Raw genomic sequence first — 11,924 nt, forward strand, 5'->3', positions numbered from 1 at the left:
GATAGATTTAGGCGCCGTAGAGAGCCTGACAGAAAAACTCCGTGCTGAAGTCGGAAAAGCCATTGTCGGTCAAAACAGCACGGTTGATTTAATGCTCGTGGCTTTATTGTCAGGCGGACATATTTTATTAGAGGGAGTTCCGGGAACCGCTAAGACATTTTTGGCACAGACTTTCTCTTACGCCATGAAGTTGGACTTCGGTCGTATCCAGTTCACACCGGACCTTTTACCCGGTGACCTTATTGGAACCAATCTGTTTAATTTCCAGACGTCAGAATTTTCACTCATAAAAGGCCCGATTTTTTGTGATTTGTTGTTGGCGGATGAAATCAATCGAACGCCTCCTAAAACGCAAGCGGCTTTGTTAGAAGCGATGCAGGAACGTCAGGTGACGATTGACGGAACCGCTCATTCTCTCGGCCAAAACTTTATGGTGATTGCCACACAAAACCCAATTGAGCAGCAAGGCACCTATCCGCTTCCAGAGGCTCAACTTGATCGGTTCCTGTTTAAACATGTTCTGGATTACCCGAGCCGGGAGGAAGAAATCGAGATCATTCAACGCCATGGGTCTCAAACTGGCGCGCCTGATTTGAAATCCATGGGCGTAAAACCATTTGCGAGCGCTGCCTCCATCAAAGCCGCCAAAGCAGTAATTCCCAAAATCCGGTTAAATGAAGATATTTCACACTATATCGTGGATTTGGTGCGCGGAACCCGGAGTAACCCTTTATTTGAAACCGGAGCCTCTCCGCGGTCTGCGGCAATGATTGCTGTCGCCTCACGCGCCGCAGCGGCGCTGAACGGGCGTGACTACGTCATTCCGGATGATGTCAAAGCAATCGCGTTACCTGCCCTGCGCCACCGCGCTATTCTTTCGCCGACGGCGGAGATCGAAGGACGCAGCGCGGACACCGTAATCAAAGCGGTTGTCGAGCAGACTGAAGCGCCAAGGTAAAATTTTGGCGTCCTCCACTGACAAACCGAATTTTACGCTGTACCCGACCCCTCGTGCCATCTGGGTTTTAGCTTCGGCAATTCCATTTGCGTTGATAATTGCCGTTTTGTTTCCAAGTGTTTGGGCTCTTGGCGCGGCCTGGGCCGCCGCGATTACAGGTGCTCTCCTTTTGGATGCTTTTTTAGCGGTCGCCAGTAAGTATATGACTCCAACGCTTACAATGCCTGTCCGTCTTTTTATCGGGGCTGAAGAAAAAGCGGTTTTTCACTTTCGTGATTTAACGGCGCGCCGCCCGGACCGAGCTGAATTCAAGTTAAGCGCGAATGACAGGTTAGACGTTAAAACCGACCTTTCAGGATTCATCCCTGAGCCTGGCATGCCTTCGATTCAATTCAGAGTGCAGGCCCGACGCCGCGGGGACGCGGTTCTTAAACGTCTGTGGTCACGTTGGCAGGGGCCTCTTGGTCTGATTTGGTTTCAACGGTGCGATCCATTAAACTTAAGTATCGCCGTTGTGCCGGACACGCAGCTGGTGAAAGAGACCGCAATTGATTTCTTCTCCCGCAATGCTGTTTTCGGTCAGAAGATACAACAATTGCGCGGCGAGGGCTCTGAATTTGACGCGCTCTCCGAGTTTTTACCGGGGATGGATAAGCGGGCAATAGATTGGAAACACTCCGCTCGTCACACGACATTATTGGCGCGTGAATATCGAACCGAACTAAACCATAATATCGTTTTTGCGATCAATAGCGGGTATTTGATGTGTGAGGATATGGTTGATGAAGCCACACAAAAGCTCACCAAGCTTGACCGGGCGATTTCAGCCGCTCTCGTTATGGGCTATGTCAGTCTCAAACTGGGAGATCGTGTCGGGCTATATGGATTTAATAAAGCCCCGACCCTCTACACAGCGCCCGTTGCAGGAACGTCCATGTTTTCGCGCTTACAGAGCGAAACCTCAAAAATTGATTATTCCCATGAAGAAACCAATTATGCATATGGCCTTTCTTTTTTAGCACAAAAATTAAAGCGCCGGAGTTTGGTTGTCGTTTTTACCGACTTTATCGATACAACACAGTCAGAACTGATGCTGGAAACGGTCGCGCGGTTAATTAAAAAACATATCGTGATATTTGTAGCCTTTCGCAATCAGCCGCTCGGCGCCCTGACGAGGGCGCATATCAACAGTCCGGACGACATTAGCCGGGCCGTAATTGCGCAGGGCTTATTGTCGGAGCGGGACATTGTGTTGACAAAACTGGCGCATATGGGCGTAGATGTCATAGATGCGGATCCGAATACATTAAATGCCGATGTCGTGAATCGCTATCTGGAAATGAAACGAAGAGGCGCAATTTAATGACTGACTTTGTGTCTGAAAACAACGATCCCTCCTTTGCGGTTTTTGAAAATCAGGCCCTGAAGTCTGAACGTTTTAGGGAAATCCGCAAAAAGGACTGGGCAGAGTTGGAAGCTTTACTGAATCGAATGGACAAAAAAGGCATTCGCAGCCTTGAGGCCGAAGACGTTCTCAGACTGCCTAAACTTTACCGCGGGGCATTGTCCGCCTTGTCAGTCGCCAGAGCAACGTCGCTGGATCAGAGCGTGATTGCCTATCTCGAAAGTCTTTGCACGCGCGCTTACTACCGACTTTACGGCACACAATCTGGCTTAGGAAAACGCATCTGGGCTTTCTTGTCACGTGACTGGCCACTAGCGGCCCAGCGTCTCTGGAAAGATACAGCTTTATCAGCTTTGCTTATCCTCCTCTCAACCTTGGCGGCGTATATTTTGGTGCAGAATAACCCCGAATGGTTTTATAGTTTTGTCGACGCCGGTTTGGCCGGTGACCGAACCCCGGCAGCGTCGACAGAAGCTCTGCGGTCAACTCTTTACGACCGTCCGGATGACACCGGAGGGCTTGGTGTGTTTGCCAGTTATCTCTTTTCTCACAATTCACGCGTCGCCATATTTGCCTTTGCTCTTGGATTCGCTTTTGGGATTCCAACTATTTTCTTTATGCTAAGCACGGGGTTCATGCTGGGCGGCTTTATCGGGTTGTTTGCATCGCGGGAATTGGGTTTTGAACTGGGGGGATGGCTAATCATTCATGGATCCACAGAGATTTTAGCGATAATTCTCGCCGGCGGGGCCGGTCTTCATATCGGCCGTGCCATAGCTTTTCCGGGTCAATTATCGCGGACTCAGTCTGCGGCGCTAGCCGGAAGAATGTCAGGGCTCCTCATGGTGGGCGTGGTCATCATGCTCTTATTCGCAGGATTGTTGGAAGGCTATGCCCGCCAATTGATTACTGAGGATTTTGTTCGCTACGGCATTGGGGTTACTCTCTTCGAACTTTGGATGATTTATCTTTACCTTCCTCGACGCCAAATTGGGAGTGAAGATCATGACTGAAACTCTCCGCCATAACAAACAAATACAGGCGACAGACAGACGGAGCCTGATAACGCCCGAGGGCATCGATCTTCAGATTCAATTAGCGGATGTTGGAGCCCGTATCGGGGCCATTGTGATAGACCTTATCATAATTCACGCCGTTATTTTTCTTGGCGCTATTATTTTCATCTTTGGCGGCATCACTGTTAATTTTGAACTAGCCCTAAGTCTGTTTATCGTCTTTTCCCTGTTTATGCGCAGCTTCTATTTCCTTGCTTTTGAGATGGGGGCCAAAGCGGCCACACCTGGAAAACGCCTGATGAAAATCAGGGTTGCGGCGCGGAATACAGCCGTGGGGCAAGCGCGTCTGTCCGCCAATGCTGTTTTTGCTCGTAACGCCTTGCGCGAAATTGAAATATTTTTACCCTTGTCCTTTCTGGCCAGTAACTCCGGGAACGTAGATGGAATGATTGGCCTACTCGGCCTCATTTGGAGTGGGATATTCCTGCTTTTCCCACTTTTTAACAAGGATCGACTGCGGGCAGGGGATCTTGTTGCCGGAACGTGGGTTGTCCGGGCGCCTAAACCGATACTGGGTCGTGATTTGGCGTCACTAAACAGCCAAACGGCTAGAGCACTCTCGTTTTCCGGCGAGCAAGTGGAAGCGTATGGTGTTCATGAACTGCATGTGCTTGAGACAGTTTTACGCACAAATAAGCCGGCTACTCTGAAAGAAGTGGCAGATAGAATTCGTCATAAGATAGCTTGGGAAAAAACAGCAGAGGAACGCGATAAAGAGTTTTTGCAGGCCTATTATCGCGCTCTCAGAAAACGCCTCGAGTCCCGTCTAATTATGGGTGTTCGGCGTAAAAATAAATTTGATACACGTTAAAAGAGCTGTCTAGGCTGCCTTTATTGTCTCATCAATATTAAAGAAGTCATTGGGCATTTTATCAAAAACTTGGCAAATCGCATAAAGGCGGCTGGCGGAAATCCGATTTGTGCCGCGTTCATATTTTTGTATTTGTTGAAAAGTTACGCCAAGCGAGTCGGCCAATTCGGTTTGCGTCATTGAAGCATCTTTGCGTAATTTCCGAAGATAACGACCTATATGTTGGTCAATATGGTTTGGATTTCTTGGATTGGTCATTATGTGTCCCGCCAATTAATTAAAATGAATGTGTTCCCTTTACACATGTCAAAGCCGATATAAAAATATGAGCCCTGCTAAAGTTAATTTGTTTTAGTGTGATAAAACAAACAAGAACCTCAAACGAAAGGCTCACAGCTTCATAAAGTGCTTTAAACAAAATTAAAGCATAAATTGCAAAAAAGCACCTAAAATTTTATTTAAAATGCCGTAGAGGCATTCCTTTTGCGAGAAGAAATAGAATTAATTATCGTTTTAGGGGAAAAATCGCGTTTTAATTTTTAAGTATTCTCAAAAAATTTATCGCTGATTTTTGCGTAACGCCCATTTCATCCAAAGAAAGAATATTTTGGGTCCTTCAAGCAGGTAGCGTTTCCAAAGCCTTCTGGGTTCACTGGCCAAACGGAAGAACCATTCAAGACGCAGTGACTGCATCCAGTTAGGGGCTCGTTTGGTCCGTCCCCCAAGAAAGTCGAGCGAAGCCCCCACACAAAGTCCCAATCCAACACAATCGCCTCTATCCAGACAGGCCTTGGCGACCATTTCCTGCTGAGGAGACCCAACGCATATGAAAGTGTAACGAGCAGGGTTTCGCGCAATAAAGTCTGCGGCTGCGGCAATCGACTCGGGTTTATGGCGCATTCCCATAGGTGGCTGATGTAAATTTATTTTCTCAAGTCCATAGATGGATTTGACTTTTTCTATGATTTCCTCATCCGCGCCAATCACGTTAATTGTATCTTCAGCTGAGATGACGTTGTCAAAGAGTTGCTGGGTCAAATCAGATCCAGGAACCGCTTTCAACGGAATTCCTGAAAAAGCGGCTAGCAATTCAAGGATGCGGGAATCACAAACAGATAGCCAAGAGGCCTCATATAGCGGCTTGAATATCTCTGGCTCCTTAGCGAGCCTCACCAGATGGTCGACATTAGGCGTAACAATAAACCGGAAGCCGTGATCGGCCGTCATCCATTTGGCTCGAGCAAGCGTCTGCATGGGCGTCAAAGGGTCAAACGTCGCGCCAATAAAGTCGTAAGAACGTTTATTTATCCGCCAATCTAATTCTCCTTCCCGGAGTACTCCTCTACGGTCTTCTCCGCGCGCTACAGCTGGAGCAACATATTTAGTGGCACCCATATTCCCTGACTTTCCTACTTTCTAATTTCTTCAGTTTTATCAAAAGAGCGTTAGGATTGGGTTTACATGAACGTGTCTGAGCCCCACATGAACGAAATGCCTGAAAACAACTCTCAAACTTCTCCGGATCAGCCAAACCCGAGCTCAGTTGCCCCTATTGGCTTTGATCAACGTATCGAGGCGATGAAAGAGCGGCGCATTGGAGAGCAGCTAAAGAGTCTTTTGCGCCTTAAACCTTATCTCTGGCCAAGCGATAACTGGGTTTTCAAGTTTCGTTCCATTACCGCCATTCTTCTTACGATAGCCGGAAAATTTGTATTGGTCGGGGCGCCCTTTGTCTTCGGATATGCTGTAGACGCCGTCAGTGAGGCCAAAAGCGCTGGCGATGTCTGGACGAGTGTTTGGATCGCCATAATTGGCTTTATTATCGGCTATGGAGCGCTGAGATTATTTTCTGTCATTCTTTCGGAAGGCAGGGAGTATATCTTCGCCCCGGTTGCGCAATTCGCCCAACGAAGTATTGCGACGGCGACGTTCAAACATATGCATAAATTATCATTGCGCTTTCATTTGGAAAAGCGGACGGGCGGCCTAACCAGAATTATGGAGCGCGGCGTTAGGGCCATTGATTTTCTGTTTCGTTTTTTATTGTTCAATATTGGCCCAACACTTTTGGAGCTATCTATCGCGGCGGTAGCCTTCTGGCTGGCCTATAGTGGCGGCTTCGCCATTATCGCGGTCGTCGTCGTTATTGGGTATATTATTTTTACCGTCATGACGACGGAATGGCGTCTTAAATTCAGGCGTGAAATGAATAAGCGGGATACAGAGGCCGCCGGGAAGGCCGTGGATAGTTTGTTGAACTATGAGACAGTCAAATATTTCTCCGCCGAACCGTTCGAAATTAACCGCTATGACAAAGCGATGGAAGGGTATCAGGAAGCCGCCATTCGTTCTCGAACATCGCTCGCGACTGTAAATATTGGTCAGTCGTTTATTATGAATGGGGGCCTCGTCGCTATAATCTCACTTGCCGCCTATAATATTATCGCAGGGGACATGACGATTGGCGACATGACCGCTGTCATGCTTGTCATGACGCAGCTCTATCGCCCATTGAACATCCTTGGTTTTGCTTATCGCGAAATTAAACAGGCTCTCACAGATCTCGAGAAAATGTTTATCCTGATGGATTTAAAGCCTGAAATAATTGACCAAGGCAATGCAAAAGCCGCGGGACACCTCAGCGGTCACATCGAGTTCGAGAATGTAAGTTTTCATTATGAAGAAGATCGGAGGATATTGGACAATATTTCCTTTGATATGCCGCCCGGTAAAACTCTGGCGGTTGTCGGTCCAACGGGCGCGGGAAAATCGACTTTGTCACGTATTCTCTTTAGGTTTTACGATATCAGTGCCGGACAGGTAAAAATTGATGGAATCGATATTCGGGATTTTACACAAGATAGCTTGCGCCAAGCAATCGGCATTGTCCCTCAGGATACGGTTCTCTTTAATGATACGATTGGATATAATATTGCGTATGCCAATCCGGGGGCCAGTCAAGATGATATCGAAAGAGCTGCAAAGGACGCTCAAATTCATGACTTTATCACGACCCTTCCCAAAGGTTATGAAACGGTTGTCGGCGAACGCGGGTTGAAATTGTCCGGAGGGGAAAAGCAACGGGTCGCTATCGCAAGAACCTTATTAAAAGATCCGGTTATACTCATCCTTGATGAGGCGACCTCCGCGCTTGATAGCTCCACGGAGCGCGACATACAAACCGCGCTGGATCGGGCGACAACAGGTCGAACGACTCTGGTCATCGCCCACCGCCTCTCCACAATCGTCAAGGCGGACAATATTCTCGTAATGGAAAACGGAAAAATAAAAGAGCAAGGCAGTCATACCACCTTGCTCTCTAAAAATGGTTTATATTCGGCGCTATGGGCGCAGCAGGAAGACGCTTAGAACTTTCTCGTATAGCCAACGGAAATCGCATCCAGATCAATATTATCTGCTTCGTACCGTGTATAGTCGAGACGTATAGCGCTGCGCGGCGAGAAGGCATATTCTGCGCCGGCGCCATATGCGAAACCATCTAAATCGTCAGAAACTTCAGTGGTGACACCCGCTGTTTCCGACTCTGCGGAAACACCCGTCAGATGATATCCGCCTCTAGCATGGATTGAAAATCCTTTTGCCAAAGGTAATTTTGCACGGGCGAAAGCTCCGACAGAGTATTCTGCGCCCGATTCAATGGTTGTCGCGCCGACTGTATCTTCATCATCTGAAATGCCGATGGAGCCCTCAACCTCGGCCCCTAAAATACCGGAAGATTGGTACCCTAGCCTTGCCTGAATGCCGTAATTATCTGTTCCCTCGTCATAATTGACAACGCCCAAAGTCCCATATTTATATCCGTGGCGTATTTTATGACCATAAGCTCCACGAAGTTTAGGACTTTGCCCGTATCCGGCCGCATTATAGCTCTCGTCTATTTGAGAGCCATAGACGTCATAAGATGGCTGATGCGGCGCGTGTCCGTAATTATGGCTCGGTTTGTTCGAGACTGAATATGTCGCGCTCGGTGCGCAGCCTGCATCACTGCAGATTAAATCCCCTTGATAAGAGACGGCCTGTGCCTGATAACTTCCATTGTGATGGGCATATGACGCACCGCTGTAGCCAAATTCCTGATTTTGCGGCCCATAACTACAAGCAGTCAAAGCCGGCACTAGTAAAAGAGCCGGAAAAAGTTTCACAGAGTGTCGCATTTCATAAATCCCAGTTTTAGGTCGTCAAAGTCTTACGTTGGGACGTTTCTGACAGAAGATATTTAAATTTCGGTGAGTATGCTGTTAAGGTTACGCTAAGCATGTTTTTTGGGAGCTGACATCTTCTCATACAAAATTGAGGAATGAACCATTGGGGATGACGCTTGTTGCCGTGTCGGTTCATGCTAACTTCAAGATAAATACAAAGAGGGAAATTATGTCACTTGCTGGTAAAACAATTTTTATGTCGGGCGGGTCTCGGGGAATTGGCTTGGCTATGGCCAAAAAATTCGCCGAAGACGGCGCTAATGTTGCCATTGCCGCCAAAACGGCAGAGCCTCATCCCAAGCTTGACGGTACGGTTTATACGGCCGCCAAGGAAATCGAAGACGCCGGGGGACAAGCCTTGCCAATTGTCTGCGATATTCGGGATGAAGACGGCGTGCGCGACGCCGTGAAGGCTTGCGTCGATAAATTCGGTGGAATTGATATCTGTATCAATAATGCGAGCGCCATTTCTCTGACGCCAACTCCTGATACGACGATGAAACGCTATGATCTGATGAACCAGGTCAATGCGCGCGGCACATTTTTGGTCTCTCAGACCTGTCTTCCCTATTTAAAGAAGGCCGAAAACCCGCATATCGTCAACATTGCGCCGCCTTTAGATATGAAAGCAAAATGGTTCAAAAATCATGTCGCCTACACCATGGCGAAATACGGAATGAGCCTTTGCACGCTAGGCATGAGTGAAGAATTCAGACCGGACGGTATTGCTGTTAATTCCCTCTGGCCCATGACGTCAATTGACACAGCCGCTGTTCGGAATGTTCTTGGCGGGGACAGTATGGCGAAGATGAGCCGCCTGCCGCAGATCATGGCTGATGCGGCTTATGTTTTGCTCAACAAGTCTGCAAAAGATTTCACCGGCAACTTTGTCATTGATGAATTTATTCTGGCTGAAAACGGCGTCACAGATTTCAGTGTTTACACGCATCCTGATTATGATGGCCCTCTCGCCGCAGACTTTTTCGTTCCTGATGAATTTCTGGCAAAGTCCAAATCCAAAGTGATTCAACATCCGGGATATACGGATTAATCATGGCTACTTTAAACGCAATCGATCCGACCCCTGAACAGATTAAAGCCTTTTTGGGAGACAGCGATGAAAACGAACCCGTCTTCATGCTCAATCTTTTGAAGTTTAAAGTGAAAGCCACCTATAAAGATGGAGAAGACGTGTCTGGCGCCACAGCTTACGGCAGATATGCCGAAGCCTTTGCCAAAATGTTGGTAGACCTAAATATTGAGGGCACTGAAACTGTCTATAGTGGCCGAACGCATAACTTTTTGATTGGCGCGGGACAAGGTGAGTGGGATGCCGTCGCCATTGTTCGGTACCCGAATGCGAAAACCATGTTCGAAACCGTCAGCTCTGATGCATATCGTAAATTTCACTATCACCGTAAAGCGGGACTAGCTGGGCAGCTTTTAATTCGCTGCGATAATGAAAGTGTATTTTAAAAGACCTCTATGACTCAAACTCTACTCGTCAATAAATCTGATTTCTCTGACGTCTCAGTCATCACTCTGGACGCCGCCCCGCTCGCTGACGGCTTCATTCGATGTCAAGTTGGTCCGTGGGCTCTGACCGCAAATAATGTGACCTATATGGTGACCGGCGACCGAATTGGATATTGGAATTATTTTAGACCTGATGCTTATGGCATTCACATTGAGAGCCACGGGCGAACGCCGGTTTGGGGCTTTGCCGAAATTGTTGAAAGCCAGTGCGAGGGCGTCAGCGCCGGGCAGAAAATTTACGGATTTTTTCCAATAGTTGATCAGTTTGATATCAAGCCTGTCGACATCTCGCCTATGGGATTTCAAGACGGAAATGATCACCGCAAGAAACTTCACAGTCTCTATAATCGCTACACATTTACCGATGCGGACCCGTCCTTTGATCTTCATCAGGATCTTCAGCCAATATTACGCCCTCTATTTACCACGAGTTTTTTGATTGACGATTTTCTCGCCGAGAAAAACTATTTTGAAGCGGAGCAAATCCTTATCCTCTCCGCATCCTCTAAAACCGCTCTCGGGACAGCGTTTTGCGCGAAACAGCGCGGCGCAGTCAAAGTCGCGGGCCTGACGTCAGAGGGAAATAAAGACTTCACAAAAGGCACGGGTTTTTATGATAAGGTCGAGACCTATGACACAATAACGGATCTTAATCCCGATATTAAAACCGTTGTCGTGGATATGTCCGGTAACGGAAAAGTCCTCGCGACAGTGTCTGACCATTTCGAAGAAAACCTGAAATATGTTTGCAAGGTCGGCCTGTCCCATTGGGACGCCGCGTCTGAGCCCGCGCCCAAACCCTCGGCCCCAACAGAATTTTTCTTTGCTCCGGATCAAGCCAAGACCCGCATCGCGGAATGGGGCGGCGCAGGTTTTGCGCAGAAACTTGGCGAACGCTGGAGGCCTTTTCTGGAAAGCGCAAGCCATTGGCTAACAGTCGGAAAATCATCAGATGTGACGGAGCTCCTCAACACCTACAAGGATGTTCTGAACGGGGAGGCGTCTCCGGATAAAGGCTTCCTCTTTTCTCTTTAGGAATTTCTCATGACCTATAAATGTTTCAATGTCTCGATAGCGGATAATATCGGTCATGTTGTGATGTCCCGCCCGGAAAAGCGCAATGCGATGATTGCCGACTTCTGGACTGAACTTCCTGAAATCATCCGGGACATTGACGACAATTCCAAAGCCCGCGTCATTGTTATCTCCTCCACCGGCCCCGTCTTTTCGGCCGGGATTGATCTGTCCATGTTTGCCAATGATGTGGCGGGGCCGAAAGATAAGAACGACCCGCTTTTCGGCGCGAGTTTTTACGAAAATGTCAAACGCCTCCAGGACAGTTTTACGGCAATTGAAGCGTGCCGCATTCCAGTTCTTGCCGCCATTCAGGGCGGGTGTTACGGCGGCGGAGTGGACCTCATCACCGCTTGCGATATGCGTTACGGCACGGAAGACAGTTTCATCACCATTTACGAAATCATCGTCGGCATGACCGCCGATGTCGGCACTTTCCCGCGTATCCTAAACCATCTGCCTGAGGGCCTTGTTCGCGAGCTCGCCTATACGGGCCGCAAAATGTACGCCAATGAGGCGAAAGCCCAAGGCTTATTCAATGCAGTATACAAAGATCAAGACGCGATGATGGAGGCCGTTATGGAAACCGCCAAACAGATCGCCAAAAATCCTCCTCTGGCTGTTTACGGCTGTAAACGCGCGATCACCTATGGCCGCGATCACTCCACCAAAGACGCGCTCGACAATATTGCCATCTGGAACATGTCCATGCTCATCCCGTCAGAGATGATGGAAGCGATGCAGGCCAAGGGAGAGAAACGGGACGGCAATTATGCGGATTTGCCGAAACGCACTCGCAACTAAAAAGCCCCGCAAAAGCGAGGCTTGATTTATTTATTTT

The 11,924-nt window shown here is 48.3% G+C and carries 12 protein-coding genes; 9 read left to right on the forward strand and 3 right to left on the reverse strand.

All coding sequences use genetic code 11. From position 1 onward, the window contains the following. The first annotated feature begins 1 nt into the window (after position 1). The 4 genes from ACN0IC_RS07930 to ACN0IC_RS07945 are packed head-to-tail and all read left to right on the forward strand — an operon-like array spanning position 2 to position 4,250. Positions 2-958: an AAA family ATPase gene (locus tag ACN0IC_RS07930; protein ID WP_416878273.1), complete on the forward strand. Its 957-nt coding sequence runs from the start codon at positions 2-4 to the stop codon at positions 956-958. Between the two features lie 4 nt (positions 959-962). After that, on the forward strand, positions 963-2,321 hold the full coding sequence (locus tag ACN0IC_RS07935) for a DUF58 domain-containing protein (protein ID WP_416878234.1): 1,359 nt from the start codon (positions 963-965) through the stop codon (positions 2,319-2,321). Further along, positions 2,321-3,376 carry a stage II sporulation protein M gene (locus tag ACN0IC_RS07940; RefSeq protein ID WP_416878235.1) on the forward strand — a complete coding sequence of 352 codons (1,056 nt, stop codon included), beginning with the start codon at positions 2,321-2,323 and terminating at the stop codon, positions 3,374-3,376. Before ACN0IC_RS07935 ends, ACN0IC_RS07940 begins: the two co-directional genes overlap by 1 nt. After that, positions 3,369-4,250, forward strand: coding sequence for an RDD family protein (locus tag ACN0IC_RS07945; protein ID WP_416878236.1), 882 nt, complete (start codon positions 3,369-3,371; stop codon positions 4,248-4,250). Before ACN0IC_RS07940 ends, ACN0IC_RS07945 begins: the two co-directional genes overlap by 8 nt. Before the next feature lie 9 nt (positions 4,251-4,259). Here the strand turns inward: ACN0IC_RS07945 and ACN0IC_RS07950 are convergent, their stop codons facing one another. Together ACN0IC_RS07950 and ACN0IC_RS07955 are read right to left on the reverse strand one after the other, a co-directional pair. Then, entirely contained in the window at positions 4,260-4,508 is a 249-nt protein-coding gene (locus ACN0IC_RS07950; protein ID WP_416878237.1) for a helix-turn-helix domain-containing protein, read from the reverse strand. Between the two features lie 300 nt (positions 4,509-4,808). Further along, entirely contained in the window at positions 4,809-5,645 is an 837-nt protein-coding gene (locus tag ACN0IC_RS07955; protein WP_416878238.1) for a WecB/TagA/CpsF family glycosyltransferase, read from the reverse strand. 87 nt (positions 5,646-5,732) lie between these two features. Here ACN0IC_RS07955 and ACN0IC_RS07960 point away from each other — a divergent pair, with 87 nt between their 5' ends. Further along, positions 5,733-7,619: an ABCB family ABC transporter ATP-binding protein/permease gene (locus tag ACN0IC_RS07960; protein ID WP_416878239.1), complete on the forward strand. Its 1,887-nt coding sequence runs from the start codon at positions 5,733-5,735 to the stop codon at positions 7,617-7,619. Here the strand turns inward: ACN0IC_RS07960 and ACN0IC_RS07965 are convergent. Then, positions 7,616-8,413 carry a porin family protein gene (locus ACN0IC_RS07965; RefSeq protein WP_416878240.1) on the reverse strand — a complete coding sequence of 266 codons (798 nt, stop codon included), beginning with the start codon at positions 8,411-8,413 and terminating at the stop codon, positions 7,616-7,618. The two genes, ACN0IC_RS07960 and ACN0IC_RS07965, sit on opposite strands and share 4 nt — an antisense overlap. A gap of 229 nt (positions 8,414-8,642) precedes the next feature. On the opposite strand from ACN0IC_RS07965, the gene ACN0IC_RS07970 reads away from it, so the two are divergent. Genes ACN0IC_RS07970 through ACN0IC_RS07985 form a run of 4 tightly spaced genes read left to right on the forward strand, consistent with a single transcriptional unit; the run spans position 8,643 to position 11,887 of the window. Next, positions 8,643-9,524: an SDR family oxidoreductase gene (locus tag ACN0IC_RS07970; RefSeq protein WP_416878241.1), complete on the forward strand. Its 882-nt coding sequence runs from the start codon at positions 8,643-8,645 to the stop codon at positions 9,522-9,524. 2 nt (positions 9,525-9,526) lie between these two features. After that, positions 9,527-9,949, forward strand: coding sequence for a DUF1330 domain-containing protein (locus ACN0IC_RS07975; RefSeq protein ID WP_416878242.1), 423 nt, complete (start codon positions 9,527-9,529; stop codon positions 9,947-9,949). Between the two features lie 9 nt (positions 9,950-9,958). After that, the gene (locus ACN0IC_RS07980) at positions 9,959-11,044 is read left to right on the forward strand and encodes a DUF2855 family protein (protein WP_416878243.1); all 1,086 of its coding nucleotides are present in this window, start codon (positions 9,959-9,961) and stop codon (positions 11,042-11,044) included. Between the two features lie 9 nt (positions 11,045-11,053). After that, positions 11,054-11,887: an enoyl-CoA hydratase-related protein gene (locus ACN0IC_RS07985; RefSeq protein ID WP_416878244.1), complete on the forward strand. Its 834-nt coding sequence runs from the start codon at positions 11,054-11,056 to the stop codon at positions 11,885-11,887. The last annotated feature ends 37 nt before the right edge of the window (positions 11,888-11,924 follow it).

Origin of the sequence: Litorimonas sp. (assembly GCA_029936425.1) — a bacterium.
In the GTDB taxonomy this organism is placed as follows: Bacteria; Pseudomonadota; Alphaproteobacteria; order Caulobacterales; family Maricaulaceae; genus Litorimonas.